Source organism: Abyssibius alkaniclasticus (genome assembly GCF_020447305.1).
GTDB lineage: Bacteria > Pseudomonadota > Alphaproteobacteria > Rhodobacterales > Rhodobacteraceae > Abyssibius > Abyssibius alkaniclasticus.
On record NZ_CP095732.1, the window covers coordinates 2,860,888 to 2,886,553 of the forward strand.

The 25,666-nt window shown below is 62.4% G+C and carries 30 protein-coding genes; 19 read left to right on the top strand and 11 right to left on the bottom strand.

Features of this window, described 5'->3' with window-relative positions; all coding sequences use genetic code 11:
* The first annotated feature begins 128 nt into the window (after positions 1-128).
* On the top strand, positions 129-776 hold the full coding sequence (locus LGT41_RS14210) for a PilZ domain-containing protein (protein ID WP_274127568.1): 648 nt from the start codon (positions 129-131) through the stop codon (positions 774-776).
* Between the two features lie 7 nt (positions 777-783).
* Here LGT41_RS14210 and LGT41_RS14215 read toward each other — a convergent pair whose 3' ends face one another.
* On the bottom strand, positions 784-1,017 hold the full coding sequence (locus tag LGT41_RS14215; protein ID WP_274127569.1) for an acyl carrier protein: 234 nt from the start codon (positions 1,015-1,017) through the stop codon (positions 784-786).
* A 153-nt stretch (positions 1,018-1,170) separates the two neighbouring features.
* On the bottom strand, positions 1,171-1,908 hold the full coding sequence (gene fabG / locus LGT41_RS14220; RefSeq protein WP_274127570.1) for a 3-oxoacyl-ACP reductase FabG: 738 nt from the start codon (positions 1,906-1,908) through the stop codon (positions 1,171-1,173).
* Between the two features lie 147 nt (positions 1,909-2,055).
* Here fabG and LGT41_RS14225 point away from each other — a divergent pair, with 147 nt between their 5' ends.
* Positions 2,056-2,520, top strand: coding sequence for a DUF922 domain-containing protein (locus LGT41_RS14225; RefSeq protein WP_274127571.1), 465 nt, complete (start codon positions 2,056-2,058; stop codon positions 2,518-2,520).
* Here the strand turns inward: LGT41_RS14225 and fabD are convergent.
* On the bottom strand, positions 2,517-3,443 hold the full coding sequence (gene fabD, locus LGT41_RS14230; RefSeq protein ID WP_420720189.1) for an ACP S-malonyltransferase: 927 nt from the start codon (positions 3,441-3,443) through the stop codon (positions 2,517-2,519). The genes LGT41_RS14225 and fabD overlap by 4 nt on opposite strands.
* Before the next feature lie 23 nt (positions 3,444-3,466).
* Positions 3,467-3,799 (bottom strand): hypothetical protein, encoded by a 333-nt coding sequence (locus LGT41_RS14235; RefSeq protein WP_274127572.1) that lies wholly within the window; start codon positions 3,797-3,799, stop codon positions 3,467-3,469.
* Between the two features lie 281 nt (positions 3,800-4,080).
* Between LGT41_RS14235 and rpsF the strand changes: the two genes are divergently transcribed.
* The 13 genes from rpsF to LGT41_RS14300 all read left to right on the top strand — a co-directional run bounded on the left by rpsF (position 4,081) and on the right by LGT41_RS14300 (position 14,300).
* Complete coding sequence (gene rpsF, locus LGT41_RS14240; RefSeq protein WP_274127573.1) at positions 4,081-4,449, top strand: 30S ribosomal protein S6; 369 nt, start codon at positions 4,081-4,083, stop codon at positions 4,447-4,449.
* 14 nt (positions 4,450-4,463) lie between these two features.
* A complete protein-coding gene (rpsR, locus tag LGT41_RS14245; RefSeq protein ID WP_274127574.1) occupies positions 4,464-4,691 on the top strand; it encodes a 30S ribosomal protein S18 in 228 nt (75 codons plus the stop codon).
* A gap of 10 nt (positions 4,692-4,701) precedes the next feature.
* Positions 4,702-5,304, top strand: a complete 603-nt coding sequence (gene rplI / locus LGT41_RS14250) for a 50S ribosomal protein L9 (RefSeq protein WP_274127575.1) — start codon at positions 4,702-4,704, stop codon at positions 5,302-5,304.
* A 178-nt stretch (positions 5,305-5,482) separates the two neighbouring features.
* Positions 5,483-6,955 (top strand): replicative DNA helicase, encoded by a 1,473-nt coding sequence (locus LGT41_RS14255; protein WP_274127576.1) that lies wholly within the window; start codon positions 5,483-5,485, stop codon positions 6,953-6,955.
* 31 nt (positions 6,956-6,986) lie between these two features.
* The gene (alr, locus tag LGT41_RS14260) at positions 6,987-8,024 is read left to right on the top strand and encodes an alanine racemase (protein WP_274127577.1); all 1,038 of its coding nucleotides are present in this window, start codon (positions 6,987-6,989) and stop codon (positions 8,022-8,024) included.
* Positions 8,025-8,028: 4 nt separating this feature from the next.
* Positions 8,029-8,823, top strand: a complete 795-nt coding sequence (locus tag LGT41_RS14265) for an MlaE family ABC transporter permease (RefSeq protein WP_274127578.1) — start codon at positions 8,029-8,031, stop codon at positions 8,821-8,823.
* Positions 8,824-8,828: 5 nt separating this feature from the next.
* Positions 8,829-9,572 (top strand): ABC transporter ATP-binding protein, encoded by a 744-nt coding sequence (locus LGT41_RS14270; protein ID WP_274127580.1) that lies wholly within the window; start codon positions 8,829-8,831, stop codon positions 9,570-9,572.
* 6 nt (positions 9,573-9,578) lie between these two features.
* Entirely contained in the window at positions 9,579-10,022 is a 444-nt protein-coding gene (locus tag LGT41_RS14275) for a paraquat-inducible protein A (protein WP_274127582.1), read from the top strand.
* A complete protein-coding gene (locus LGT41_RS14280; protein ID WP_274127584.1) occupies positions 10,012-10,341 on the top strand; it encodes a hypothetical protein in 330 nt (109 codons plus the stop codon). The genes LGT41_RS14275 and LGT41_RS14280 overlap by 11 nt, the downstream gene beginning before the upstream one ends.
* Positions 10,334-11,707 (top strand): DNA repair protein RadA, encoded by a 1,374-nt coding sequence (gene radA / locus LGT41_RS14285; RefSeq protein ID WP_274127586.1) that lies wholly within the window; start codon positions 10,334-10,336, stop codon positions 11,705-11,707. Before LGT41_RS14280 ends, radA begins: the two co-directional genes overlap by 8 nt.
* Before the next feature lie 16 nt (positions 11,708-11,723).
* Complete coding sequence (locus LGT41_RS14290; RefSeq protein ID WP_274127588.1) at positions 11,724-12,359, top strand: CvpA family protein; 636 nt, start codon at positions 11,724-11,726, stop codon at positions 12,357-12,359.
* 106 nt (positions 12,360-12,465) lie between these two features.
* Positions 12,466-13,938, top strand: coding sequence for an amidophosphoribosyltransferase (gene purF, locus LGT41_RS14295; RefSeq protein WP_274127589.1), 1,473 nt, complete (start codon positions 12,466-12,468; stop codon positions 13,936-13,938).
* The gene (locus tag LGT41_RS14300; protein ID WP_274127590.1) at positions 13,938-14,300 is read left to right on the top strand and encodes an iron chaperone; all 363 of its coding nucleotides are present in this window, start codon (positions 13,938-13,940) and stop codon (positions 14,298-14,300) included. Before purF ends, LGT41_RS14300 begins: the two co-directional genes overlap by 1 nt.
* 45 nt (positions 14,301-14,345) lie before the next feature.
* On the opposite strand, the gene LGT41_RS14305 is transcribed toward LGT41_RS14300, so the two are convergent.
* The gene (locus tag LGT41_RS14305) at positions 14,346-14,921 is read right to left on the bottom strand and encodes a biotin transporter BioY (RefSeq protein ID WP_274127591.1); all 576 of its coding nucleotides are present in this window, start codon (positions 14,919-14,921) and stop codon (positions 14,346-14,348) included.
* A gap of 202 nt (positions 14,922-15,123) precedes the next feature.
* Between LGT41_RS14305 and LGT41_RS14310 the strand changes: the two genes are divergently transcribed.
* The gene (locus LGT41_RS14310) at positions 15,124-15,780 is read left to right on the top strand and encodes an SDR family NAD(P)-dependent oxidoreductase (protein WP_274127592.1); all 657 of its coding nucleotides are present in this window, start codon (positions 15,124-15,126) and stop codon (positions 15,778-15,780) included.
* Here LGT41_RS14310 and LGT41_RS14315 read toward each other — a convergent pair.
* On the bottom strand, positions 15,777-16,769 hold the full coding sequence (locus tag LGT41_RS14315; protein WP_274127593.1) for a P1 family peptidase: 993 nt from the start codon (positions 16,767-16,769) through the stop codon (positions 15,777-15,779). The two genes, LGT41_RS14310 and LGT41_RS14315, sit on opposite strands and share 4 nt — an antisense overlap.
* On the bottom strand, positions 16,766-17,506 hold the full coding sequence (locus LGT41_RS14320; RefSeq protein ID WP_274127594.1) for a glucose 1-dehydrogenase: 741 nt from the start codon (positions 17,504-17,506) through the stop codon (positions 16,766-16,768). The genes LGT41_RS14315 and LGT41_RS14320 overlap by 4 nt, the downstream gene beginning before the upstream one ends.
* A 111-nt stretch (positions 17,507-17,617) precedes the next feature.
* Between LGT41_RS14320 and LGT41_RS14325 the strand changes: the two genes are divergently transcribed.
* Entirely contained in the window at positions 17,618-18,310 is a 693-nt protein-coding gene (locus LGT41_RS14325; RefSeq protein ID WP_274127595.1) for a nitroreductase family protein, read from the top strand.
* Positions 18,311-18,419: 109 nt separating this feature from the next.
* Positions 18,420-19,214, top strand: coding sequence for a methyltransferase domain-containing protein (locus LGT41_RS14330; RefSeq protein ID WP_274127596.1), 795 nt, complete (start codon positions 18,420-18,422; stop codon positions 19,212-19,214).
* Between the two features lie 90 nt (positions 19,215-19,304).
* On the opposite strand, the gene LGT41_RS14335 is transcribed toward LGT41_RS14330, so the two are convergent.
* Genes LGT41_RS14335 through LGT41_RS14350 form a run of 4 tightly spaced genes read right to left on the bottom strand, consistent with a single transcriptional unit; the run spans position 19,305 to position 24,097 of the window.
* The gene (locus tag LGT41_RS14335; RefSeq protein WP_274127598.1) at positions 19,305-20,753 is read right to left on the bottom strand and encodes an aldehyde dehydrogenase family protein; all 1,449 of its coding nucleotides are present in this window, start codon (positions 20,751-20,753) and stop codon (positions 19,305-19,307) included.
* Complete coding sequence (locus LGT41_RS14340) at positions 20,734-22,338, bottom strand: ABC transporter ATP-binding protein (RefSeq protein WP_274127600.1); 1,605 nt, start codon at positions 22,336-22,338, stop codon at positions 20,734-20,736. The genes LGT41_RS14335 and LGT41_RS14340 overlap by 20 nt, the downstream gene beginning before the upstream one ends.
* Positions 22,335-23,153, bottom strand: coding sequence for an ABC transporter permease (locus LGT41_RS14345; protein WP_274127601.1), 819 nt, complete (start codon positions 23,151-23,153; stop codon positions 22,335-22,337). The genes LGT41_RS14340 and LGT41_RS14345 overlap by 4 nt, the downstream gene beginning before the upstream one ends.
* Positions 23,150-24,097 (bottom strand): ABC transporter permease, encoded by a 948-nt coding sequence (locus LGT41_RS14350; protein WP_274127602.1) that lies wholly within the window; start codon positions 24,095-24,097, stop codon positions 23,150-23,152. Before LGT41_RS14350 ends, LGT41_RS14345 begins: the two co-directional genes overlap by 4 nt.
* A gap of 240 nt (positions 24,098-24,337) precedes the next feature.
* On the opposite strand from LGT41_RS14350, the gene LGT41_RS14355 reads away from it, so the two are divergent.
* On the top strand, positions 24,338-25,546 hold the full coding sequence (locus tag LGT41_RS14355; protein ID WP_274127603.1) for an aminopeptidase P family protein: 1,209 nt from the start codon (positions 24,338-24,340) through the stop codon (positions 25,544-25,546).
* The last annotated feature ends 120 nt before the right edge of the window (positions 25,547-25,666 follow it).

Consider the following 25,666-nt stretch of genomic DNA (forward strand, 5'->3'; position numbering starts at 1 on the left):
CTGCGCGGGGCGCGTGCAATAAGTGGGGGGCGGGGCGCGCAGGCAACCGCCTGCCGCGTTTAACACTTGTTTAGAAATTGGCTGCTAGCTTTGGCGGCATATTTTAGGCTGTGGGAAGGGTTGGTTAAATGGTTTGGCGACATGTGTTTGCCGTGTTCTGGTTGGTCTGCCTGCCCTTCGGCGCCTGGGCGCAATCCTCACCTTGCGAACAGCAATCGCCCTGCACGGGGGGAAACGCGGGCGCAGACATTGGCGCGGAAACGGGGCTGCGCGGCTGGGGTTTTGCGCAAGCGGCCACGGTCACACCGGTGCAGAATTACGTCGCCCCCGCCCCCAAAGCCGTGCTGACGCTCAACATCACCTGGGTTCTTGGCCTGCTCATCCTGTCCTTTGCGATGCTGATTTTCGTCTATGGCAGGCGCGAAAGGCGCAACCGCCGGCGCGCGCGGCGCCACTATTGCCAAACCCATGTGACCGTCAAAATCGACGACAATGAAAGCCTGACAACCATTGTCGATATCAGCCAGGTCGGGGCGCGGCTGGTTGTGCTGCCCGAGCTGGTCAAACACACGCCCGTCACGCTGCGCTTCGATGCGCTTTCCATCAGCGGCAAGGTTATATGGGCAAACGAGCATTTCGCCGCCATCGACTTTGAAAAATCGCTGAGCCGCGCGCAGGTGCGCCAGATTCTGCGCCAGCCGGTTCAGGGCCTGGTGCCGTTCGGCACAAAAAAAGGCAGCGCCCGTGCGGGCACCGCCTTTTCAAAACACGGCTGAAACGGGTTCAGGAGTTTTCGGTCACGTATTTGACGGCATCGCCGAAAGACTGGATGGTCTCGGCGGCTTCGTCGGGAATTTCGATACCGAATTCTTCTTCGAACGCCATCACCAGTTCAACGGTGTCAAGGCTGTCAGCGCCCAGATCGTCGATGAACGACGCATTCTCAGTCACCTTGTCGGCGTCAACGCTCAGATGCTCGATGACGATCTTTTTAATGCGATCTGCAATGTCGCTCATGTTAATTCCTCATTATCTTTGGGCAGCGCCCATGTGTTTAAGTTCAGCCAGTGTCACGGTCAGTTCGCCGATCCGTGGCCAAACCCGGTTGTCCGCAGCGCCTATAGCACAAGGAACCCTTTTGGCAAATGCTTTGTCAAGCATCGCGTGCGCCTAGAACATGGCCATGCCGCCGTTCACATGCAAGGTTTGCCCTGTAACATAACCCGCTTCGGGGGATGCAAGGTAAAGCGTGGCGGCGGCAATTTCTTCGGCCGTGCCCATGCGCCCGGCGGGAATGCCGGCCATCAGCTTGGCTTTTTGCTCGTCATTCAGCTTGTCGGTCATGGCGGTGGTAATGAAGCCCGGCGCCACGCAATTCACGGTAATGCCACGGCTCGCCACCTCTTGCGCAAGCGATTTGCTCATGCCGATCACGCCCGCTTTGGACGCGGCGTAATTCACCTGACCGGGGTTGCCGGTGACACCCACAATGGAGGAAATATTCACAATCCGCCCCCAGCGCGCCTTCATCATGCCGCGCAAAACGCCCCGGCACAGCCGCATGGTCGAGGTCAGGTTCACGTTGATCACCTGGTCCCATTCCTCATCCGACATGCGCATGAAGATATTGTCGCGCGTCACACCGGCATTGTTCACCAGAATGTCCAAGCCGCCCATCGCCTCGGCGGCGGCTTTGGGCAGGGCCTCCACCTCGGCCGAATCGCCAAGGTTGCAGGTGATTACATGCGCACCCTCGCCAAGCTCGGCGGCCAGCGCCTCCAGCGGGTCGCGCCGCGTGCCCGACAGGGCCACCTTGGCACCCGATGCGTGCAACTGGCGCGCAATCGCCCCGCCAATCCCGCCCGAAGCCCCGGTCACCAGCGCCGACTTCCCACTCAGATCAAACATATCGCACCTCAAAATCCTGCTTTCCCCCTGCATAACAGCCCTTGGCCCGCCCTGCCATATGAAAGCCGGGCGAACAGCACCGCCACCATGACTTTTTGCCCCATTTGTGGTAAATTCCGGCCCGTTCCCACAGTTCTGAGGTGAAGCATGAAGATTTCGACCTCGATCAAAAAGCCGACAACCAAGCATTACAACATCAAGGGCAAAGACCTCGATACGCTGTTCGCCAATCTTGAGGCCCGCGCCTTCTGGGGCCGTTTCGTGGCCAACGAGGCGGTCAACTGGGGCAATAAGGACCCGGTTGAAAAGGTCACCATCTCCGCCAAACCGGTGATCTTCATGCCCAAATGGACAGAGTATTCAAAGGCCGACAAAGACGCCAAAACCCGGTTCGACAAAATGTATAAGGCTTTGGCAAAGCACGAGAACAACCATTATTACCACCTGCTGGAACAGGTGGCGATTTTCGTTGCCCGCCTGGACGGGATGGAAACATTATCGGCCAAAGACGCCAAGGCCGAGTGGAAGACCTTTCTGGCCGACCACAGCAAGGCGCAGAAGAAATATGACGATGTCACCAATCACGGCATCAAGGAGGGTGTGGAGCTTTAGCCCTTCAGCGCGGCAATATCCTCGGGCGTGCCAATGGCGCGGCAGGTGGCCTCTTTTTCAATGCGCCGGATCATGCCCGACAGCGCCTTACCGGCGCCGATTTCCCAAAATTCACCCACGCCCGCGCCAAGCATCATCATGACGGATTCGCGCCAGCGCACCGAACCTGTGACCTGCGCGACCAGCAATGCACGAATGCTGTCGGGGTCGCGCACGGGCTCGGCGCGCACATTGGCCACCAGCGGCACGGCAGGGGCATTCACGGTGACATCTGCCAAAGCCGCCTGCATCGCCGTGGCCGCCGGACCCATCAGCGCGCAATGGAAAGGGGCGGATACCGGCAGCAGCAGCGCGCGCTTGGCGCCTTTTTCGCGGGCAATCTCTACGGCACGCTCCACGGCCTCGCGATGGCCGGAAACCACCACCTGCCCGGGGTCGTTGTCATTGGCGGCCTGGCACACCTGCCCCTGCGCGGCCTCGGCGGCCACCTCGGCTGCGGCGGCAAAATCCAGCCCCAGAAGGGCGGCCATCGCCCCCACGCCCACCGGCACGGCCTCTTGCATGGCGCGGCCACGAATGCGCAACAGCCTTGCGGTATCGGCCAGAGACAGCGCGCCAGCCGCGCACAGGGCCGAATATTCGCCCAGCGAATGCCCGGCCACATAGCTTGCATCATCAATGCCAAAACCTTCGGCCTGAAGCGCGCGCATCGCGGCAATCGAGGTGGCCATCAGCGCGGGCTGGGCGTTTTCGGTCAGCGTGAGGTCGGCAATATCGCCGCCCCAGATCAGCCCCGAAAGATCCTGGCCCAAAGCGGCATCGACCTCGTCGAACACGGCCTTGGCGGCGGGAAAGGCCTCGGCCAGGGCCTTGCCCATGCCAATCGCCTGCGCCCCCTGCCCCGGAAATACGAATGCGCGCATGATCTACCTCAAATGTTGGGCGTTCAGTCTGCCGGGCGGCAGCTTACCGTGCCTTGCAGCGTGGGAATGGTGCGGCCAAGCGCGTCACGCTCCAGAATTTCGTTCAGGTTGAACGGGTTATAGGTGGTATTGCTGCAGGTTTCATCCAGCGTCCTGTCCCAGATCGGCACAAGATTGGCGAAGCTTTGCCCGGCAATCCCGGTAATTTTCACGGTAAAGCGCCGCTCTTCATCGGGGATGGGCTGCACATCGACCTGCGGCTCCAGCGGTGTCGAAACATCTGCCACCGGGTCGGTGGCGGCCAGACATCCGGCCAGTAGCATCGGCAAGAAAATCAACCCACGCGCAATATTCATCACTTAACCTCTATCAGTGCCCGGCGGTCGGGCGGTTTGGGGGCCAGAATGTGCCAACCCTGCTGGGCGGGCAAAATAACAGCGAAATCCCCGAATCCAAGCCCTATCCATGATTTTCACGGGATTTTGCGCGAATTCGCACCAGCACTTGCTTGCAATTGCCCCGCGCATGGGTATAACGCGCCATTGCCCGGTAAAACCTCACCGCGTCGCCTCTCGTTCCCAGACCGCCGGGCATTGGTCTGCTAGTGAAGCGCGCTTGCAAATGTTAGGATATGCGCATGGCTCTCTATGAGCACGTATTTATTTCTCGGCAGGATCTGTCGAGCGCCCAGGCGGAAGGCCTGGTTGAGCATTTCACCGCCATCCTGAAAGACAATGGCGGCAATGTTCTGGAAAACGAATATTGGGGCCTCAAGACAATGGCCTACAAGATCAACAAGAACCGCAAGGGCCATTACGTTTTCATGAAATCGGACGCGCCCAGCGCCGCCGTTCAGGAAATGGAACGTCTGATGCGCCTGCATGATGATGTGATGCGGATCATGACGATCAAGGTCGATGCCCATGAAGACGGCCCCTCGGCCGTTGTTCAGGCAAAGAATTCCCGTGACGACCGTGGGCCGCGCCGCCCGCGCCGTGAATTTTAAGGAGGGCTTGGAACATGGCTAACAAACCGTTTTTCCGCCGCCGGAAATCTTGCCCGTTCTCCAGCGCCGATGCGCCGAAGATCGACTATAAAGACGTGAAACTGCTGCAGCGCTACATTTCCGAGCGCGGCAAGATCGTCCCCGCCCGCATTACCGCCGTGTCGGCGAAAAAGCAGCGTGAGCTGGCCCGCGCGATCAAGCGCGCCCGCTTCCTCGCCCTGCTGCCCTATGCCGTGAAATAAGGAGAATAAAATGCAAGTTGTTCTTCTTGAACGCGTTGCGAAACTTGGCCAGATGGGCGACGTTGTGAACGTCAAACAGGGCTATGCACGCAACTATCTGCTGCCCCAGGGCAAGGCCCTGCGCGCCAATGATGCGAATCTGAAACAGTTCGAAACCCAGCGCGCCCAGCTTGAGGCCCGCAACCTTGAAGCCCGCAAAGAGGCCGAAGCCGTTGGCGAAAAGCTCGACGGTCAGGTGTTTGTGGTCATCCGCTCGGCCTCCGATGCGGGGTCGCTTTACGGTTCTGTCACCGCGCGTGACGCCGCCGAAGTGGCGACGGCCGAAGGGTTTTCCATCAACCGCGGCCAGATCGTTCTGCACCGTCCGGTGAAAGAGCTTGGGATGCACACAATGTCGGTTGTTCTGCACCCCGAAGTGACCGTTGAGATCAACATCAACGTAGCACGTTCGGCCGAGGAAGCCGAATTGCAGGCCTCGGGCAAGTCGATCCAGGATCTGCGCGCCGAAGCCGATGCCGCCGCCGATTATGACATCGCCGAATTGTTCGACGATGTGGGCGCAGCCGCCAAGGACGAAGACGGCGCCCCCATCGCGGATGACCGCGACGCATAAGCCGGTTTCGCACCGAACAACGGGGGCCGGGTTTTCCGGCCCCTTTTTTGTGCCCGGCGTCCATATTCTGCGACTGGGCGCAAACTTATCCCCGCTATCCCCGCGTTGAAGACATATCCACAATGACCTGCCGCGCGGAATCCGCTATAAGGCGCAAAACCAGAAAACGGGCGAATACATGGCGGACGGCACGGCAAACCTGAATGCGGATGACTATATCCAGCCGCATAATATCGAGGCAGAACAGGCGCTTCTGGGCGCGCTTCTGGTCAATAACGAGGTTTATGACCGCGTCTCGGCCATCATCTCCGATTCGCATTTCTACGACCCGGTGCATGGCCGCATCTATGATATTGCCGCGCAGAAAATCCAGAAAAACACGCTGGCCTCGCCTGTCACGCTCAAGGCATTTCTGGAAAATGACGAGGGGCTGAAAGAGCTTGGCGGCCCCGCCTACCTTGCCCGGCTTGCCGGTTCGGCCATTTCGCTTTTTGCCGCGCGCGATTATGCGCAGCTGATTTACGATCTGGCCATTCGCCGCCAACTCATTGAAATCGGGCGCGAAATTTCGGCCAAGGCGGCCTCGGTCGAGGTGGATAGCGAGCCCGCCGCGCAGATTGTCGAGGCTGAACAGGCGCTTTACCAGCTTGGCGAAAAGGGCCAGGCGGAACGTGGCTTTCAGTCTTTCCTGCGCTCGGTCTCCGATGCGGTGGCCATTGCCAACCAGGCCTATCAGCATGGCGGCGGGCTGTCGGGCATTTCCACCGGGCTGAAGGATCTGGACAACCGGCTGGGCGGTTTGCACCCGTCCGATCTGCTCATTCTTGCCGGTCGCCCCTCGATGGGCAAAACCGCGCTTGTCACCAATATCGCCTTCAACGTGGCCAAGGCCCATAAGCGCGGCATAAAGACCGATGGCAGCGAAGGCACAATCGATGGGGGCGTTGTCGGGTTTTTCAGCCTTGAGATGTCGTCCGACCAGCTGGCCACGCGCATCCTTTCGGAAGCCAGCCGCGTGCCCAGCGAAAACCTGCGCCGGGGCAACCTGACGGAAGAAGAATTCCGCCGCTTCGTGGAAGCCGCCAAGGAGCTGGAGCGTTGCCCGCTGTATATTGACGACACGCCGGCCTTGCCGATCAACGCCGTTCATGCCCGCGCGCGGCGGCTCAAGCGCCAGCACGGGCTGGATTTGCTGATCGTCGACTATTTGCAGCTTTTGCGCCCCGCTTCGGCCAAGGACAGCCGCGTGAACGAGGTGTCTGAAATTACCCAGGGGCTGAAGGCGATTGCCAAGGAACTTGATATTCCGGTCATCGCGCTTTCCCAGCTTTCGCGCCAGGTGGAAAACCGCGAGGACAAGCGCCCGCAGCTTTCGGATTTGCGCGAATCCGGCTCGATCGAGCAAGACGCCGATTCGGTGATGTTCGTGTTTCGCGAGGAATATTACCGCGAGCGCGAAAAGCCCGGCGATGACAATGTCGAGGCCATGATGAAATGGCAGGATGACATGAGCCGCCTGCATGGCAAGGCCGAGGTGATCATCGGCAAGCAGCGCCACGGGCCGATTGGCACGGTTGAATTGTCGTTTGAAGGCCAGTTCACCAAATTCGGCAACCTTGCCAAGCCGCATCAGGTTTCCGGCGATTGGTGACAATCGCGCAAGGGCGCGTTAAGCCTGCACCATGAACCCGGTTCTGACCATTGATCTGAACGCGATCTGCGCCAATTGGCGTAGCCTTGACCAGGCCAGCCGCGCCGAATGCGGCGCCGTGGTCAAGGCCAATGCCTATGGGCTGGGGGCCGCACAGGTGGCCCGCGCGCTGGCCACCGAAGGCGCGCGCAAGTTTTTCGTGGTGCTGGCCAGCGAGGCGGCCGCGCTGCGCCCGCATCTGCCGGAAAATGCCGAAATTTGGGTGTTTTCCGGCTATATGCCGGGCGATGCGGCCGATTTCAAGGCCAGCGGCGCGCGGCCCCTGCTGAACAGCCCCGCGCAACTGGCCGCCTTTCGCAAAGACTTCCCCGATGCGCCCTATGGGCTGGATATTGACAGCGGCATGGCGCGGCTGGGGTTCGAGCCTGCGGCACTGGCCAGCCTTGCCTTTGCCAGCCCGCCGCTGCGCCCGGCTTTGCTGACCAGCCATCTGGCCTGCGCCGATACGCCCGGCCATGCCATGAATGCCACGCAGCTTGCGAGTTTCTCGCTGCTCACCGCCGCCATGCCGATGGTGCCAAAATCGCTGGCCGCCAGCGCCGGTATCGCGCTTGGTGCGGCCTTTCATTTTGATGTGCTGCGCCCCGGCATTGCGCTATATACCGGCGATTTTGCGGGCGGCACCCTGCCTGTGCAGGCAGAATTGCCGATTATCCAGACGCGCCAGCTTTTACCCGGCCAGCCGGTTGGCTATGGGGCCATATGGGCCGCCAGCCGCCCCAGCCGCATTGCCACGCTGGCGGGCGGCTATGCCGACGGGGTTTTTCGCAGCCTCAAAGGGCTGAACCTGTATTGCGGCCGCACGCCCTGCCCGGTTGTGGGCCGCATCTCGATGGACCTGATCGGCGTGGATATCACCGATCTCGGTGAAATACCCGACAGCCTGACCCTGATCGGCCCGCAGCAAAGCCCCGGCGATATTGCCGCCCTTGCCGGCACGATTTCATACGAAGTGCTTACGGCCCTAGGCGCGCGCTACAATCGCGTTTATAGAGGGGCAAAAGGATAGCGCAATGCAGGCAATCACCCTCTTTCACGGCTTTCTGGCCTCGATCGGCCGTTCGGTGCTGGCGCTGTTTGCCAGCATCGGCCACCTGGTCATATTTGCCGGCCAGGCGCTGGCCGCCCTGCCGCGCCCGCCCTTTTATATGCGCGAATTCGGCCAGCAATTGCTGCGCATCGGCTATTTCAGCCTGCCCGTCGTGGGGCTGACGGCCCTGTTCACCGGTGCCGCACTCGCCTTGCAGATTTATGCAGGCGGCGGGCGGTTGAATGCCGAAAGCGTGGTGCCGAGCATTGTCGCCATCGGCATGGTGCGCGAGCTTGGCCCCGTTCTGGGCGGGCTGATGGTGGCGGGCCGCGTGGCCGCCGCGATTGCCGCAGAAATGGGCACGATGCGCGTGACCGAGCAGATTGACGCGCTGACAACCCTGTCCGCCGACCCGATGAAATACCTTGTCACCCCGCGCCTGCTGGCAGCCACGCTGGTCATGCCGGTGCTGGTGCTGATCGGCGATATCATCGGCATTCTGGGGGGGTTTCTGGTGGCGGTGTATCGGCTGGGCTTCAACCCCGGCGCCTATGTGACCAATACGATTGATTTTCTGGAAGTGGGCGATGTCACTTCGGGGCTGATCAAGGCGGCGGTGTTCGGCTTTATCGTGGCACTGATGGGCTGCTATCATGGCTATAATTCCGGGCGCGGCGCGCTGGGGGTTGGGCAGGCCACAACCAACGCGGTTGTCTCCGCCTCTATCCTGATTCTGGCCAGCAACTATTTGCTGACCGAACTTCTGTTTCCGGCATGAGCGCGATGATCGAAATCAGGGATGTGGCCAAACGCTTCGGCCCGAAGGTCGTGCTGGATGGCATTACGCTTGATATTGCCAAGGGCGAAAGCCTTGTGGTGATTGGCGGCTCGGGCACCGGCAAATCGGTGCTGCTCAAATCCATTCTGGGGCTGATCAAGCCGGAGCGCGGCAGCATTTCGGTGGCAGGGCGCAAGGTGAAGGGCCATGATGCGCTGATCATGGACAAGATCGGGATGCTCTTTCAGGGCGGTGCGCTGTTTGACAGCCTGCCGGTCTGGCAGAACGTGGCCTTCCGGCTGTTGCAGGGCAAACGCCGGATGCCGCGCGAGGCGGCGCGCGCATTGGCGGTGGAAAAACTCGCCCGCGTGGGGCTGGGGGGCGACGTGGCCAACCTGTTCCCCGCCGAGCTTTCGGGCGGGATGCAAAAGCGCGTGGGGCTGGCCCGCGCCATTGCGGCCACCCCAGAGATCATGTTCTTTGACGAGCCGACAACCGGGCTCGACCCGATCATGTCGGGGGTGATCAACACGCTGATCCGCGAAATCGTGGTCGAGCTTGGGGTGACGGCGGTGACCATTACGCATGATATGTCCTCGGTGCGCGCCATTGCCGATACGGTGGCGATGATCCACGGTGGCAAGCTGCGCTGGCACGGCAAGGTCGCCGATATCGATGCCTCGGGCGATGAATATCTGGACCAGTTCATTCATGGCCGCGCCACCGGGCCGATTGAATCCGTGCGCTAGGCCGACATGCGCATTCCGATCATCCTGAACCTGCTTCTGCTGATCGCCTTTCCGATAAGCTGGTTCGTGCCGCTCGCCCATACCGGGTTGCTGAGCTGGTTCAACGATGATGTGCTGACCGTGCTGACCACCATTGAAACCCTGTGGGAAAGCGATGTCTTTCTGGCGATTGTCGTGGTGTTTTTCGCCCTGCTGGCCCCTATGGCCAAGACATTGCTTTTATTAATGATTCAATTGGAATGGCTGGGTGCGAATATGCTTGGCGCGCTGGCAATATTGGGTAAGCTGGCAATGGCCGATATTTTTCTGATCGCGCTGCTGATCGTCGCCGCCAAGGGCGTGGGCGTTGGCTATATTGAAACCGGCTGGGGCCTGTATTTGTTCAGTGCCTGCGTGCTGGTGTCGTTGCTTGTGACCGAATTGACCAAAAGGAAGACTTATGGACAATGAAATTCTGTATGCAATCCTGATCGCGTTCTGGGTGCTTGTTGCAAGCTGGTGGTCGGCAACCTCGGCCTATCGCTATGGCGGGCGGCTGCGGCGCGCGCAGATCGCGGCACTGGTGCTGGCGCTGCTGGCCATGCTGATGCTCAGCCAGGAACAGGTGCTGGCCTCGCAAATTATCGGCGGGCTGCTGGTTGCGGCGGCGGCAATGGCGCTGCTTTGGGAGAAATGGCTGAACAAGCTCTTTCCGCTGATCCATATCGCCTTTGGCATTGCGCTCGTCATGCGCCTGCCCTTCAACGGCTGGACCACGGTCATTGGCTAAGATATCCACCAGCTTTTCGTGCAACGAATGCGGCGCAAGCTATGCCAAATGGGCCGGCAAATGCGATGCCTGTGGCGCGTGGAATTCCATAACCGAAGATGTGCCGCTGTCCACCGGCCCCGCCAAGGTGGCGCTGGGGGCCAGGCGCGGCGCAAGCGTGCGGCTGACCGATCTGGCGGGCAGCGAGCCGACCCCGCCGCGCGTGCAATCGGGCAATGGCGAGCTGGACCGCGTTCTGGGCGGCGGGCTGGTGCGCGCCAGCGCCATTCTGCTGGGCGGCGACCCCGGCATCGGCAAATCGACCCTGCTGCTGCAAGCCGCCGCCGCCTTTGCCAAGGCCGGGCAGAAATGCATTTACATTTCGGGCGAAGAGGCCACGGCGCAAATCCGGATGCGGGCCGCGCGGCTGGGCCTTGCTGACGCGCCCATGCAACTGGCCGCCGACAGCAACCTGCGCAATATCCTGACCACGCTTGACGCTGAAAAGCCAAACCTGGTGATCATCGATTCCATCCAGACCATGTGGGCCGACAATGTGGATAGCGCCCCCGGTTCCGTCAGCCAGGTGCGCGCCGCCTGCCACGAGCTTGTCGCCTATGCCAAACGCTCGGGCGCTTCGGTGGTGCTGGTCGGCCATGTCACCAAGGACGGGCAGATCGCCGGGCCGCGCGTGGTTGAACATATGGTTGATACCGTGCTGTATTTTGAGGGCGAGCGCGACCATCAGTTCCGCATTCTGCGCGCCGTGAAAAACCGCTTCGGCCCCGCCGATGAAATTGGCGTGTTCGAGATGACGGGCGCGGGGCTGGCCGAAGTCGCCAACCCCTCGGCGCTGTTTTTGAGCGCGCGCGATGCCCAGGCCACGGGGGCGGTGGTGTTTGCCGGCATCGAAGGCTCGCGCCCGCTATTGTGCGAAATGCAGGCGCTGGTCGCAGCTTCGCCGCTGGCCACACCGCGCCGCTCGGTTGTCGGCTGGGATGCGGGGCGGCTGGCGATGATCCTTGCCGTGCTGGATGCGCGCTGCGGCATCGGCTTTGGCGGCATGGATGTTTATCTGAACGTGGCGGGCGGTTTGCGGATATCGGAACCCGCCGCCGACCTTGCCGTGGCGGCGGCGCTCATCTCGGCGCGGCAAGACCACGCGATTGCGCCGGATACGGTGATTTTTGGAGAAATTTCGCTTTCGGGCGCGCTGCGCCCGGTGAGCCAGCCCGATTCGCGGCTTAAAGAGGCAGAAAAGTTGGGTTTTATGACGGCAATTACACCTTCACGGGTGAAGCTTGCTGCCGAATCGGGCATAACAGTGCAGAAGTTCGACGACCTCGCTGGATTTATTGACCAGGTCTTTGGTGTGATCGAAACTTAAATAAGAGGGATCAGGGATGGAAGATCTTACCATAATTGATGGCGCGGTTATCGCCATTGTATTGATTTCGGGCATTTTGGCCTTTGCGCGCGGCTTCATGCGCGAGCTGACATCAATCGCAGGCTGGGTTGGCGCTGCGGTTGTCGCTTACTTCCTGGCCCCGCGGGCCGAATCACTCATGTATGAGATTCCGCTGCTCAACGGGTTGATTGACCAAAGCTGCAACCTTGCCATGATGGCCGCTTTCGCCATTGTTTTCGTGATTGCGCTGATCGTGCTGTCGCTTTTCGCACCGCTGCTGGCATCGGTTGTGCGCGGGCGCGCGATTGGCACGGTCGACAAGGGGCTTGGCTTTCTGTTCGGTCTGGCGCGCGGTGTGCTGCTGGTCGTGGTGGCGCTGTTTGTCTATGAAGAATTCTTTGCGGTTGGTGATGGCATTGAAATTGTCACCACCTCCAAAACCTATGAAATTCTTGGCCCGACACAGGCCAGCTTTGCAACCGAGGTGCAAAGCTCCAGCCTGCCGACATGGTTCGCCGATCGTTTTGACGAGATGACCGCCAATTGCACCGGCCGCACCGACACAACACCGGCCGCCCTGCCCGCCACCGAAGCCGCCCCGGCTGAACCTGCCGCGCCGGTTGCAAACTAAGTTTTGGGCCTGTGCAAGCGGGCCCAAAAAACTATGTGATGATCTCGTGACATTGAAGTTAGCGCCGCGTATAAGGCGCCAACTTTGACAGTCAGGCGAGCCTTCCATGACCGACAGTTTCCCAACCCTTCCATCGCTGCCGTTTGACGATGACAAGCTGCACGAGGAATGCGGGATATTCGGCATTCTCGGCCCCAAGGATGCGGCGAATTACGTCGCCCTTGGCCTGCACGCGCTGCAACATCGCGGCCAGGAAGCCGGCGGGATAGTCACCTACGACCCTGAAACCGGCTTCAACCAGGCCCGCCGCTTTGGCTATGTGCGCGACAATTTCACCAAGGCCAGCGTGATGGAAACCCTGCCCGGCAAAATTTCCATCGGGCATGTGCGCTATTCCACGTCGGGTGCCAAGGGCCAGACGGCAATTCGCGATGTGCAGCCGCTTTTTGCCGAATTTGCAATGGGCGGCTGCGCGATTGCCCATAACGGCAACCTGACCAACGCCACCGCCCTGCGCCGCGAGCTGATCGAGCGCGGCTCGATCTTCCAAAGCTCGTCGGATACCGAATGCATTATTCACCTTATGGCGCGCTCGATTCAGAAGAACATTCCCGAACGGCTGAAGGATGCGCTGCGCCGCATCGAGGGCGCGTTTTCCATTGTCGCCATGACCCGCACCAAGCTGATTGGCGTGCGTGACCCGATGGGCGTGCGCCCACTGATGCTTGGCAAATTCGGCGATGCCTATGTGCTGGCCTCGGAAACCTGCGCGCTCGATATCATCGGCGCCGAGTTTCTGCGCGAGATTGCGCCGGGCGAAATGGTGGTGATTACCAATGAGGGGCTTGAAAGTTTTACCCCGTTTGAAAAACGCCCCAGCCGGTTCTGCATTTTTGAGCATGTGTATTTTTCGCGCCCCGATTCGGTGATCGGCGGGCATTCGGTGTATGAAACCCGCCGCCGCATTGGTGTGGAACTGGCCAGGGAAGCCCCGGTGGAGGCTGACTTGGTCTGCCCCGTGCCCGATAGCGGCACGCCAGCCGCGATTGGCTATTCACAGGAATCGGGCATTCCCTATGCGATGGGGATTATCCGCAACTCTTATATGGGGCGCACGTTTATCGAGCCGACCGCCGAAATCCGCAATATGGGCGTGCGGCTGAAGCTGAACGTGAACCGCGCGCTGATCAAGGGCAAGCGGGTGATTCTGGTCGATGATTCCGTGGTGCGCGGCACGACCAGCCTGAAGATCAAGGAAATGATCCTGGATGCGGGCGCGGCCGAGGTGCATTTCCGCATTGCCAGCCCGCCAACAAGCTGGCCCTGTTTTTACGGGGTCGACACGCCGGACAAGGAAAACCTGCTGGCAGCGACAATGAGCGAGGAGCAGATGCGCGTGCATCTGGGTGTGGACAGTTTGCGCTTTGTCACGCTTGACGGGCTTTACCGCGCCGCCGGGCAGGACAAGGGCCGCGACAATGCCGCCCCGCAATATTGCGACGCCTGTTTCTCCGGCGACTACCCCATCGCGCCCAGCGACAAGCTCAGCGCGGGGTTCAAGACACGCGAGGCGGTATAATGCCCGCCCCCGCCAGCCATGATGCCTATCTGGCTGGCCAAAGCCCCGCACACGCCGCGCTGCTCACGGCCTTTCGCGCGCGGCTTGCGGCTTTACTGCCCGAAGCTGATGAGGTGATTTCCTACGCCATGCCGGGCTTCAGGCAGGGCGGCAAAGTGGTTGCGGGCTATGCGGGCTGGGTGAAGCATTGCAGTTTTTACCCGCATTCCGGCAATGTCGTGCCGCAGTTCGAGGGCGAGCTTGCGGCGCTTGGGCTTGGCTTTACGAAAAGTGCCGTGCATTTTACGGCCGACAGGCCCATCCCCGAAGATCTGCTCAGGCGGATGATTGCCGCGCGCCGCGCCGAAATTGCCACAAAATAAGGGCCGCAGCCTGCGCTACGGCCCCTGCATTTTGTAGTGGTCCGCCTAGGCTTTGCGGCGCGACAGGGCAGCCCAGCCGCCGGTGACGATCAGCGCGGCCAGCACGGCCTTGACAGCATCGCCAATGACAAAGGGCAGCATCCAGCCGCTGAACAGCTCGGGGAAGGTTTTGCCCATCGCCGCTGCCGGGTAGGCAAGGCCGGGCACATAAAGCAGGGCCGAGGCGATGAGCGAAACGATACCCGCCCCGATGAAGCTGCGTGTCAGCCCCTTGTCCGAGGCATAGCCAGCCACAAAGGCCATCATCACAAAGCCGACCAGAAAGCCCGCGGTTGGCCCCATCATATAGGCCACGCCCGCACCGCCATTGGCGAAAACCGGCAGGCCGGCCGCACCTTCGGCCAGATAGGCCAGCAGCGCCATTGCCCCGAGCCGCGCGCCAAGGGTCAGGCCAACGGCCAGAATGGCAAGGGTTTGCAGGGTCATCGGCACGGGGAACATCGGGATGGAGACCTGCGCGGCCACCGCAATCAGCGCCGAGCCGCCAAGCACCAGCGCAGCCCCGCGCAGCACCGAGTTGCCCGACCAGACTGCCTGCGACAATACCATTTCATTCTTCATGTTAGCGCGTCCTTTTTTGAAAGGGGTGATAGGCCCGTTGCCACTCCTTTTAACCTATGTCTGGGCAAATTCAAGCATTGCTGGCAGGGGGCGCGGCAGGGGGCGCGGCAGGGGGCGCGGCATGGCAGCGCGCCTTTGCGCTGCGTGGCTTTACGCGCGCGTTCTGAATGTCTATTCAGTTGCCAGCAAAAGGATATGCGCAATGAAAGAACAGACAAAACTGGCGCTTGTTACCGGCGCTTCGCGCGGGCTTGGCTATGCGATGGCGCTGGAGCTTGGCAAGCGCGGCTACCACATCATGGCGCTGGCCCGCAGCCAGGGCGGGCTGGAAGAGCTGGCCGATGCGCTGGATGCGATTGGCGCACCCAGCACGCTGGTGCCGCTGGACCTGAGCGATGATATGGGCGTGCAGCGCATGTGTCTGGCCATCCATGAACGCTGGGGCAAGCTTGATTTGCTGGTGCATTGCGCGGTTCATGCCGCCCCGCTTTCGCCCGTGTCGCATGTGGGGGAAAAAGACCTCGATCGCTCGATCGCCGTGAATATCCGCGCCACCCAGCGGCTGATGGGCATGGCGGAATCGCTGGTGCGGGCGGCCAGCGGCACGATGGTGTATTTCCGCGATGATATGGGCGGGCACAAGTTCCAGTCGACCTATGGGATGAGCAAGGCCGCACAGGCCGCTCTGGTGGAAACGCAGATCGCCGAATCAGCCGAGATCGGGCCGCGCGTGCTGCACCTGTCGCCCAAACCGATGGCCACGGCCACGCGCGCACGGTTTTACCCCGGCGAAGATCGCGGCAAGCTGGCCAGCCCCGCCGATGAGGCCGCGCGGCTGATGGCCGAAATTCTGCCCTAGCGGTTTATCCAGCAGGGCAGGACATCGCCCTTCGCAGCCGTCGCGTGGTAGATGCCGCGCGCCACGGCCCGCGCAAGGCAAATGGCCGCCGCATGGCCAAGGCGCAGCAGGTCGGCGGTTTCATCCTGAAGCGCCCTTGCGCCCGTCGCGGCGGCGAAAACAAGGTCGCCATCAACCGGCGTATGTGCGGGCCAGATGGCGCGGGCCAGCCCATCTTGCGCCGCCGTTGCCATGCGCAACGCCTGGGCCTTGGTAAGGGCGGCATCGGTTGCGACAATGGCAATGGTGGTGTTGCCGCGCGGGTTGAACCCGTCCATCTTCGCGCTATGCGGGCCGGCCAGCGGGTTGAATGCCGCATCAACGCCCAGCCCGCCGAACTCGCCCGCAATCTCGTGGCTGGCCGCATGGAAATGGCCTTGCGGCCCTGCAACCGTGCCGAACGGGTTGGCGGCAACCAGCGCGCCGACGGTCATGCCGCTTTCCAGCACCAACGAGGCCGAGCCGAGCCCGCCCTTGTAGTTCCCCGTGGTCGCCCCCGTGCCGGCCCCCGCCGAGCCCAGCGCAAATTCCTGCCCCGCCGCCGCGAAGGCCGCTGCCCCCAACGCGCGATAGGGGTTTTGCCCCCAATCCTTGTTGCCGCCATTGAGCAGGTCGAACAGAATCGCGGCGGGCACGATTGGCACTGTCACAGGGCCAACAGCAAAGCCGCGCCCGGCGGCGGCCAGCGCATCGACCACACCGCTTGCGGCATCCAGCCCGAAGGCCGAGCCGCCGGACAACACCAGCGCATCCACCGCCTGCACCATTTTATCGGGCGCGAGCAGGTCGGTTTCACGCGTGCCGGGCGCACCGCCCATAACACTGACCGCCGCGCAAAACGGCGCATCGCCCACCAGCACCGTGCTGCCCGATTTCAGGCCCGCATCCTGCGCATTGCCCACATAAAGCCCGGCCACATCGGTGATGAGATTGCGCGCGCCCACCCTCATATGCAGCGCCCCCCGTCAACCGGCAGGCAGATGCCGGTAATCATTCCGGCGGCATCGCTTGCCAGAAAGGCCGTCGCCTCGGCAATATCGGCGGGGGTGGAAAAGCGGCCTATAGGGATTGTGGCAAGGAATTTCGCGCGCACTTCCGGCGTATCCTGCCCCATGAAGCTTTGCAAAAGCGGCGTTTCACCGGCCACGGGACAGACGGCGTTCACCCGCACGCCCCTGGGTGCAAGCTCGACCGCCATTGATTGCGTCGCCGTCATCATCCAGCCTTTGGAGGCGTTATACCAAGTCAGGTTCGGGCGCGGCGAAATACCGGCCGTCGAGGCGATATTGACCAGTGCACCGCCCCCGCCCGCCAGCATCAGCGGCACGATATGGCGGGCGGAATGGTAAACCGATTTGGCGTTGACCGCGATGATCCGGTCGAACTCGTCTTCCTCCACATCGCCCATCGGCTGGGGCAAATGGGTAATGCCGGCATTGTTCACCAGAATATCACAGCCGCCGAATTCGGCCTGCATGTGCGCGGCCAGCGCCGCCCAGTCGGCGGCTTTGGACACATCGGCGCGGGCAGATCTTGCGCCATGCGCCGCCGCAACGGCCTGCGCGGCCTCGGCATTGATATCCACCACCAGCACCTGTGCGCCCTCGGTGGCGAATTTCGCCACAATCCCCGCCCCAAAGCCCGAGCCACCGCCGGTGATGAGCGCGCGTTTGTTCTTAAGCTGCATATGACCCCCATTTTCTGCGCCTCAGACTGCCAGACTGAACGGCAGGCGCAAGTGGCTTGTGAGGGGCGGCGGGCTTGGCTAATCTGCGCCAAACCAGCCAAAGGATGCACCATGTTTGCCCGCGAGAAGATAAACCACACGCCCCTGCCCCTGCCCGACCGCGCAAATATGTCCGATGCGGAAATGCTTGCCGCCTCTGCCGCCTTTTATGCGCATATCAAGAAGCGCCATTCGGTGCGCGATTTCTGCAACCGCCCCGTGCCGCGCGAAGTGATTGAAAATTGCGTGCTGGCGGCAGGCACGGCCCCGAGCGGCGCCAACCACCAGCCCTGGCATTTCGCGGCAATTTCCGGGGCTGAGATGAAGCACCGCATCCGCCTGCAGGCCGAGGCCGAGGAGCAGACATTTTACGATGGCGGCGCGGGCGATGAATGGCTGAAGGCGCTGGAACCCATCGGCACCGATGCCAACAAACCGCATCTGGACATCGCCCCCTGGCTGATCGTGGTTTTCGCCCAACGCTGGGGCCAGTTTGACGATGGCGCGCGGTTCAAGAACTATTACGTGCCCGAAAGCGTGGGCATCGCCACCGGCTTTCTGCTGACCGCGCTGCACACGGCAGGGCTTGTCACCCTCACCCACACCCCCAACCCGATGAAATTCCTGACCGAGGCACTGGGCCGCCCCGACAGCGAAAAACCGGTGATGATCATCGCCGTGGGACATCCGGCAGAAGATGCAACCGTGCCCGCCGTCGCCAAGCTGAAAAAGCCGCTGGGGGAGATCATGAGCGTGTTTGAGTGACCCGGCCCACCGGAACCACGCCGCCCCGGGCCTGACCCGGGGCCTCGACCGTGTGGCGGTTGTGCCATTGAATCGCGCCAAGCGATGCAAAACATGCTAGGCTTGCCACATGTCTTTCCAGCTTTCCGGCAATGCGGCCGAGATTTACGAGAATACATTGGTGCCCCTGTGGTTTGGCCGCTGGGCGCGCGAATTGTCGGACCTTGTCGCGCTGAAACCGGGCGAGGCTGTTCTGGATATTGCCTGCGGCACGGGCGTGACCACGCGGCTGGCTGCTCAGGCGGTTGGTGGCACGGGGCGGGTTGCTGGGCTTGATGTCAATGAAGGGATGCTCGCCACCGCGCGCAGCCTTGCGCCAGATAGTGCGATAGACTGGCTTTTGGCCGATGCCGCCCGAACCGGGCTGGCGGCAGGCTCATTTGATGCGATCATCGCACAACACGGCTATCATTACTTTCCCGACAAACCCGCCGCTTTGGCCGAGTTTTTGCGGCTGCTAAAACCCGGCGGGCGGGTGGCGCTGTCAATCTGGGCGGGGCATTCGCCCTATACAGCGGCGCTTTGCGATGCGCTTGCGCGCTATATTTCGCCCGAAATCGCCCAAAAGCAACACAGCCAGCGCGCGGCACCGTCGCCGGAGGAACTGGCCGCGCAGCTTGAAGCAGCGGGGTTTGGTGATGTGAATATCCTGCGGCAGGACTTGCAGATTGAGGTGCCGTTGGCGGCGACATTTGTGCCCCTGCACCTAGGCTCCATGCCCATCGCAGCCGCGTTTCATGGCCTGGATGACGCGGCCAAGGCGGCTTTGGCGGGTGATGTTGCCGATGCGCTGCAAGACTATGTGGTCGGCGATGCGCTGGTTTACCCTGACGCCGTGCATGTGATGACCGGTGTGAAGGTTTAGCACCGCGCCGCCCCGGGCTTGACCCGGGGCCTTGAGCAAATGGTCGAGGTCCCGGGTCAAGCCCGGGACGGCGCAGAGGGTTGGGTTGGGTCAACCGTGCAATGCCGCTACGGTTTTCAGGGTTGAGAACCCGTAGAGCGCCTCGAAGCCTTTTTCGCGGCCGTGGCCGGATTTGCCGGTGCCGCCGAAGGGCAGTTCCACGCCGCCGCCTGCGCCGTAATTGTTGATGAACACCTGCCCGGCCCGCAGTTTTTTGGCCAGCCGCATCTGGCGGGCGCCGTCGCGCGTCCAGATGCCAGCCACCAGCCCGTATTCGGTGCCATTGGCCAGTGCGATGGCTTCGGCCTCATCCTCAAACGGGATCAGCACCTGCACGGGGCCGAAAATTTCCTGCTGGGCGAGCGGGCTGTCGGGGGCCAGCCCCGCCAGCAGGCGCGGCGCGAAGTAGAAGCCGCCGGGCGGCAGATCAGCCGCCATAGCGGCGCGGGCAAGCTCGTGTTCGGGGGCGGTTTGGCCCAGAAAACCCTGCACGATATCGCGCTGGCGGGCCGAGATCAGCGGGCCGATATCGAGGTCATGCGCGGCGGGGCCAACGCGCAAGGCGCGGTAGCGCGCAGCCATCGCCTCGGCCACGCGATCATACACGCCGCGCTGCACGAGGATGCGGCTGGCCGCCGAGCAGGTTTGCCCCGCATTCTGCACGCCTGCATTGACCAGAAAGGGCAAGGCGGCGTCCAGATCCGCATCGTCAAACACCAGCTGCGGGGATTTGCCGCCAAGCTCCAGCGTGACCGGCACGAGGTTCTGCGCGGCGGCAGCCTGCACGGCGACGCCGGTGGCAACCGAGCCGGTGAAGGAAATGTGCTGCACGCCGGAATGGCCCGCCAGCGCCGCCCCCGCCTCGGGCCCCAATCCAGGCACGATGTTGAGCGCGCCCGCCGGCAGGCCGGCTTCCAGCGCCAGATCGCCGAAGGCGAGCGCGGTCAGGCAGGCCTCTTCCGCCGGTTTCAGCACGGCGGCATTGCCCATAGCAAGGGCGGCCCCGACCGAGCGGCCGATGATCTGCATCGGGTAGTTCCACGGCACGATATGGCCGGTCACGCCATGCGGTTCGCGCAGCGTATAAACGGTATAGCCCGAAAGATAGGGGATGGTTTGCCCCATCACCTTGTCGGCCGCGCCGCCGTAAAATTCCAGATAGCGCGCCAGGGCCAGCGCATCGGCGCGGGCCTGTTTCAGCGGTTTGCCGACATCGGCGGCTTCAAGCGCGGCCAGATCATCGGCGCGGGCGGCGACGAGGCGGCCAAGATCGGCCAGCATCCGCCCCCGTTCGGCGGCGGTTAGCGCGCCCCAGTCACCGGCCAGCGCGCCTTGCGCAGCGGCCACGGCGGCGTCGATATCCGCCTGCTGGCCACGGGCGATTTGCGCCAGTTCCTGCCCGGTGGACGGGTTGATCAGCGCCAGGCTTTGCCCGCCAAGCGGCGCCTGCCATTGGCCTTTGATCAGGCATTTATCGGTATCAAACCAGAGCGTCGTCATGGGCCTCAATCTCCAGATGCGGGGCCGCAGCAAGCAGGGCTGCGGTATAGGGGTGCTGGGGGGCGGCGAACACGGCCTCGGTTGCGCCGGATTCCACAATCCTGCCCGCCTGCATGACCATAACACGGTCGGTGATTTTGCGCACGACATGCAGATCGTGGCTGATGAACAGGTAGGACAGGCCGAAGCGCGCCGAAAGATCGGCCAGAAGGTCGAGGATTTGCGCGCGGATCGAAACATCGAGCGCCGAGACCGCCTCATCGAGGATGATGAGTTCGGGCCTGGTGATCAGCGCGCGGGCAATGGCGATGCGCTGGCGCTGGCCGCCGGAAAATTCGTGGATGTAGCGCGTGGCATCGGCGGCGGTAAGGCCCACGCTTTCTAGTGCTTCAGCCACAGCCTGCGCGCGCGCCGCGCCGCGCGGGGCATCGTCCATAAGGTGAAACGGCTCGCTTACAAGGCGGGCGACGCGGTGGCGCGGGTTGAAGCTGGCATAGGGGTCTTGAAACACCACCTGCAAATGGCGGCGCAAGGTGGCGGGCATTTTCTGGCCTGCACGCACTGGCTGGCCGTTGATGGCGATGGTGCCGCCCTGCGCCGCCTCCAGCCCCAGAATGGCGCGGGTAAGGGTGGATTTGCCGCAGCCGGATTCCCCCACGAGGCCAAGGTTTTCGCCCTTCTTCAAGGTGAAGGAGACATCATCCACCGCGCGGAACCGCCCCGGTGCGGCGAACAGGCTGGCGCGCGGCAGGGCATAGTCGCGCACAAGGTTCTGCACGTCGAGCAGCGGCACCTCGCCTGAATGCACATCGCGCTGGGGCTGATGGGCCGAGGCGCGGATCAGCGCGCGGGTATAGGGGTGGGCCTGGGTTGCGAACACCCGCGCGGTGGGGCCGGATTCCACCACCTCGCCCTTGCGCATGATCACCAGATCATCGGCCATATCGGCCACGACGCCAAGATCATGGCTGATGAGGATAAGGCCCATGCCATCTTCGGCCACCAGTTTCTTGAGCAGGCGCAAAATGCCCGCCTGTGTGGTGACATCCAGCGCGGTGGTCGGCTCGTCGGCGATCAGCAGGCGGGGGCGCAGCGCAATGGCCATCGCAATGACAACCCGCTGGCGCTGGCCGCCCGAAAGCTCGTGCGGGTAGCGTGAAAGCGGGAATTGCGCCGCCGCAAGGCCGACACGGTTCAGCGTGTCGCGGGCAATGGCGGCAGCCTCGGTGCGGCTGGCGCCACGGTGCAGGCGCACGGTTTCAGCCACCTGCGCGCCAATGGTTTTAACGGGGTTGAGCGCGGTCATCGGTTCCTGGAACACCAGCCCGATATCATCGCCGCGCAACGCACACATCGCGCGTTCGGATTTGTCGAGCAGGTTGGCGCCGTCGAGCAGGATGCGCCCGCTTGCCGTGGCCTCTTTGGGCAGAAGGCGGGTTATGGCATAGGCGGTCATCGACTTGCCGGAACCGCTTTCGCCAATCAGCCCCGTGATGCGCCCCGCTTTGGCGGCAAAGCTGACCTTGTGCAGAATCGGCACGGGGCCGATGGACAGGCTCAGGTTTTCAACGCGCAGCAGGCTCATTTTGCGGCCCTGTTCAGGCGCGGGTCGAGCGCGTCGCGCAAGGCATCGCCCAGCATGTTCAGCCCCATGACCATTGCGACAATCGACAGGCCGGGGGCCAGCACAAGATGCGGGGCAAGCGATGCCAGCGTCTGGCTGTCGGACAGCATCCGCCCCCAGCTTGGCGTGGGGGGTTGCGCGCCAAGCCCGACATAAGACAAAGCCGCCTCGGCCAGAATGGCGAGCGAGAACTGGATGGTGCCCTGCACGATCAGCAGGTTGGCGATGTTGGGTAGAATATGTTCGGCCGATATGCGCATTGCCCCCTTGCCGGCCACGCGCGCGGCAAGGATGAAGTCGCGCGTCCAAAGCTCCAGCGCCGCGCCGCGCGACATGCGCGCAAAGACCGGAATGTTGAAAATGCCGATGGCGATGATCGCGTTGATGGCCGAAGGGCCGAAAATGGCGGTGATGAGGATGGCGATGAGCAGGGCCGGAAAGGCGAAAACAAGGTCATTGCTGCGCATGATGATCTCATCCATCAGCCCGCCGCGGCGCGCCGCAGCCGCCAGGCCGAGCGGCACGCCAAGCCCCATGCCAAGGCCGACGGCAACCACCGCCACGGCAATGGAAACCTGCCCGCCAACCATGATCATGCTGAAGATATCGCGGCCAAAATGGTCGGTGCCAAGCCAGTTGGCGGCACTGGGCGGCTTGAGTTTGTTTGCAATTTCAAGGGTTTCGACATTATAGGGCGTCCAGACCAATGAGACCAGCGCCAGCATGATGAACAGCCCCACAAGGGCCGCGCCAATGATGAGCGGTGCGCGCCTCATGCCGCGCGCCTGCGCAAGCGCGGGTCGACCCAGGCATAGGCGAGGTCGACAAGGAAGGTGAGCAGGATGACCGCGAAGACCAGCAGCATGACCACGCTTTCAACGACGATCAGGTCGCGCTGGGAAATGGCCTGGAAGATCAGCCGTCCAAGGCCGGGCAGGAAGAACACCTCTTCGATGATGATCGCCCCGGCCAGCAAGAACGAGAATTGCAGGCCAAGGATGGTCAGCACGGGAATCATGGCATTGCGCAGCGCGTGGTGAAACAGCGCCCCGCCCGCCGTGCGCCCCTTGGCGCGCGCGGTGCGCATGAAATCGGCCTCAATCGTGTCGATCAGGCCCGAGCGCATGATGCGCGCCAAAATGGCCGCCTGCGGCAGGGCCAGCACAATGGCGGGCAGCGTGAGCGCGCGTATGGCTTGCAGCGGTTCATCCCATCCCGGAAAGCCGCCCGCGCGGAACCAGCCGTATTTGATGGCGAAAATCTGCACCATGATCACCGCAAACCAGAAATTCGGCACGGCAATGCCAAGCTGCGTGGCCCCCATGATGGATTTGTCGGCCCAGCCGCCACGGCGCGCGGCCGCGAGAATGCCCACCGGAAAGGCGATGAGCGTGGACAGCGCCAGCGCGTAAATGGCCAGCGGGATCGACACCCACATACGCCCGGCAACCATATCGACCACCGGCGTGCGATAGGTGTAGCTGATGCCGAAATCGCCGCTCAGCATTCCGCCCATCCAGGCGCCGTAGCGTATGAGCAGCGGTTGGTCGAGCCCCATTTCGGCGCGCAAGGCGGCCACGGTATCGGGGCGGGCATTGATGCCGAGCATGAAGCTGGCCGGATCGCCCGGTATCACCTCGATCGCCGCGAAAATGACAAGGCTGGCGGCAAACAGGCTGAGGATGAGCGAGACGAGCCGCCGCGCGGTGTAAACTGCCATAAGCCCCTCTTGTTGCCCTTTGCCCCGATGCTAGCCAAGGGGCGCGCGGCTTTCCAGCGATGATTGCGAAAATCATTTGCCAAAATTCGGGGTTTCGCGCATAGATGCGGCAGGCCGCGCGATGGCGTCGCGCAGCGTGCTTGCACGCAGCCTATGGCACATGCCGCAATTGCCCTGAACGCCGGGGTGTTTGCTGCCCGCGCCGTAACTATCCGGCGGGGCCCCTGCCGGAGAGACAAGATGACAAACCGCCCGGAATTCTTTCGCCAGCACAATGGCGCCAAGGCCGCCCTGCCCTTTGCCCCTGCCGAATATGAGGCGCGCTTAAGCGGGCTGCGCGCCATTATGGCCAGCCAGGGGCTGGATGCGGTGCTGCTGACCTCGATGCAGAATGTCGCCTATTATTCGGGCTTTCTCTATTGCAGCTTTGGCCGCCCCTATGCCTGCGTGGTCACGGCCGATGACTGCGTTACCCTCAGCGCGGGCATTGATGCCGGCCAGCCGTGGCGCCGTTCTGTGGGTGACAACATCACCTATACCGACTGGGCGCGCGACAATTACTGGCGCGCGGCGGCCCATGTGATTGGCACCGGCAAGGCCGTGGGCTATGAGGGCGACCATTTGAACCTGCAAGGCATGGACAAGCTGAGGCATTTCCTTGCGCCCAATTCTGTTGCCGATATTGCGGGCGCGACCATGCGCCAGCGAATGCTGAAATCCGCCGCCGAGATCGAGATGATCCGCCACGGCGCGGCAGTGGCCGATATCGGCGGCTTTGCCATTCGCGATGCCGTGGCGATTGGCGCGCGCGAGCTTGACATTGCAATGGCCGGGCGCGACGCGATGGAGCGTGAAATAGCCCGCCGCTTTCCGCAAGCCGAATATCGCGACACATGGGTATGGTTCCAGTCGGGGCTGAACACCGATGGCGCGCATAACCCCGTTACCGCGCGCAAGGTGGCGCGGGGCGATATCCTCAGCCTCAACACTTTCCCGATGATCTCGGGCTATTACACCGCGCTGGAGCGCACGATGTTTGCCGGTGAGGTCGATGCCGCCAGCCTGAAATACTGGCAGGCCAACGTAGCGGCGCATGAGCTTGGGATCAGCCTGATCAAGCCGGGCGCGACCTGTTCGGGCATAACGGCGGCGATCAACGAAATGCTGGAGGCGCAGGATTTGCTGCAATATCGCAGCTTTGGCTACGGGCACAGCTTTGGCATTCTCAGCCATTACTATGGCCGCGAGGCGGGCTTGGAGTTGCGCGAGGATATCGACACGGTGCTGGAGCCTGGCATGGTGGTTTCGATGGAACCGATGCTGACCATTGCGCATGGCGCGCCGGGGGCGGGCGGATATCGTGAGCATGATATTCTGCTTGTGGGGGCCGATGGCGCTGAAAACATTACCAAATATCGCTATGGGCCGGAGTTTAACGTGGTGGGGTGAATTGAGGCGGCGAACGGTGCGCAATAAATGCGCATCATAGATTTTCAAGAACCGTAGGGTGCGCATTCATTGCGCACCTTTGTGGTCGCATTCATTGCGCACCTTTGTGGTCGCATTCAT

What these genes read in the sequence shown, in the direction of transcription:
- LGT41_RS14210 (WP_274127568.1), top strand. Translation starts at nt 129, where the DNA reads ATGGTTTGGCGACATGTGTTTGCCGTGTTCTGGTTGGTCTGCCTGCCC.
- LGT41_RS14215 (WP_274127569.1), bottom strand. Translation starts at nt 1,017, where the DNA reads ATGAGCGACATTGCAGATCGCATTAAAAAGATCGTCATCGAGCATCTG.
- fabG (WP_274127570.1), bottom strand. Translation starts at nt 1,908, where the DNA reads ATGTTTGATCTGAGTGGGAAGTCGGCGCTGGTGACCGGGGCTTCGGGC.
- LGT41_RS14225 (WP_274127571.1), top strand. Translation starts at nt 2,056, where the DNA reads ATGAAGATTTCGACCTCGATCAAAAAGCCGACAACCAAGCATTACAAC.
- fabD (WP_420720189.1), bottom strand. Translation starts at nt 3,443, where the DNA reads ATGCGCGCATTCGTATTTCCGGGGCAGGGGGCGCAGGCGATTGGCATG.
- LGT41_RS14235 (WP_274127572.1), bottom strand. Translation starts at nt 3,799, where the DNA reads ATGAATATTGCGCGTGGGTTGATTTTCTTGCCGATGCTACTGGCCGGA.
- rpsF (WP_274127573.1), top strand. Translation starts at nt 4,081, where the DNA reads ATGGCTCTCTATGAGCACGTATTTATTTCTCGGCAGGATCTGTCGAGC.
- rpsR (WP_274127574.1), top strand. Translation starts at nt 4,464, where the DNA reads ATGGCTAACAAACCGTTTTTCCGCCGCCGGAAATCTTGCCCGTTCTCC.
- rplI (WP_274127575.1), top strand. Translation starts at nt 4,702, where the DNA reads ATGCAAGTTGTTCTTCTTGAACGCGTTGCGAAACTTGGCCAGATGGGC.
- LGT41_RS14255 (WP_274127576.1), top strand. Translation starts at nt 5,483, where the DNA reads ATGGCGGACGGCACGGCAAACCTGAATGCGGATGACTATATCCAGCCG.
- alr (WP_274127577.1), top strand. Translation starts at nt 6,987, where the DNA reads ATGAACCCGGTTCTGACCATTGATCTGAACGCGATCTGCGCCAATTGG.
- LGT41_RS14265 (WP_274127578.1), top strand. Translation starts at nt 8,029, where the DNA reads ATGCAGGCAATCACCCTCTTTCACGGCTTTCTGGCCTCGATCGGCCGT.
- LGT41_RS14270 (WP_274127580.1), top strand. Translation starts at nt 8,829, where the DNA reads ATGATCGAAATCAGGGATGTGGCCAAACGCTTCGGCCCGAAGGTCGTG.
- LGT41_RS14275 (WP_274127582.1), top strand. Translation starts at nt 9,579, where the DNA reads ATGCGCATTCCGATCATCCTGAACCTGCTTCTGCTGATCGCCTTTCCG.
- LGT41_RS14280 (WP_274127584.1), top strand. Translation starts at nt 10,012, where the DNA reads ATGGACAATGAAATTCTGTATGCAATCCTGATCGCGTTCTGGGTGCTT.
- LGT41_RS14290 (WP_274127588.1), top strand. Translation starts at nt 11,724, where the DNA reads ATGGAAGATCTTACCATAATTGATGGCGCGGTTATCGCCATTGTATTG.
- purF (WP_274127589.1), top strand. Translation starts at nt 12,466, where the DNA reads ATGACCGACAGTTTCCCAACCCTTCCATCGCTGCCGTTTGACGATGAC.
- LGT41_RS14300 (WP_274127590.1), top strand. Translation starts at nt 13,938, where the DNA reads ATGCCCGCCCCCGCCAGCCATGATGCCTATCTGGCTGGCCAAAGCCCC.
- LGT41_RS14305 (WP_274127591.1), bottom strand. Translation starts at nt 14,921, where the DNA reads ATGAAGAATGAAATGGTATTGTCGCAGGCAGTCTGGTCGGGCAACTCG.
- LGT41_RS14310 (WP_274127592.1), top strand. Translation starts at nt 15,124, where the DNA reads ATGAAAGAACAGACAAAACTGGCGCTTGTTACCGGCGCTTCGCGCGGG.
- LGT41_RS14315 (WP_274127593.1), bottom strand. Translation starts at nt 16,769, where the DNA reads ATGAGGGTGGGCGCGCGCAATCTCATCACCGATGTGGCCGGGCTTTAT.
- LGT41_RS14320 (WP_274127594.1), bottom strand. Translation starts at nt 17,506, where the DNA reads ATGCAGCTTAAGAACAAACGCGCGCTCATCACCGGCGGTGGCTCGGGC.
- LGT41_RS14325 (WP_274127595.1), top strand. Translation starts at nt 17,618, where the DNA reads ATGTTTGCCCGCGAGAAGATAAACCACACGCCCCTGCCCCTGCCCGAC.
- LGT41_RS14330 (WP_274127596.1), top strand. Translation starts at nt 18,420, where the DNA reads ATGTCTTTCCAGCTTTCCGGCAATGCGGCCGAGATTTACGAGAATACA.
- LGT41_RS14335 (WP_274127598.1), bottom strand. Translation starts at nt 20,753, where the DNA reads ATGACGACGCTCTGGTTTGATACCGATAAATGCCTGATCAAAGGCCAA.
- LGT41_RS14340 (WP_274127600.1), bottom strand. Translation starts at nt 22,338, where the DNA reads ATGAGCCTGCTGCGCGTTGAAAACCTGAGCCTGTCCATCGGCCCCGTG.
- LGT41_RS14345 (WP_274127601.1), bottom strand. Translation starts at nt 23,153, where the DNA reads ATGAGGCGCGCACCGCTCATCATTGGCGCGGCCCTTGTGGGGCTGTTC.
- LGT41_RS14350 (WP_274127602.1), bottom strand. Translation starts at nt 24,097, where the DNA reads ATGGCAGTTTACACCGCGCGGCGGCTCGTCTCGCTCATCCTCAGCCTG.
- LGT41_RS14355 (WP_274127603.1), top strand. Translation starts at nt 24,338, where the DNA reads ATGACAAACCGCCCGGAATTCTTTCGCCAGCACAATGGCGCCAAGGCC.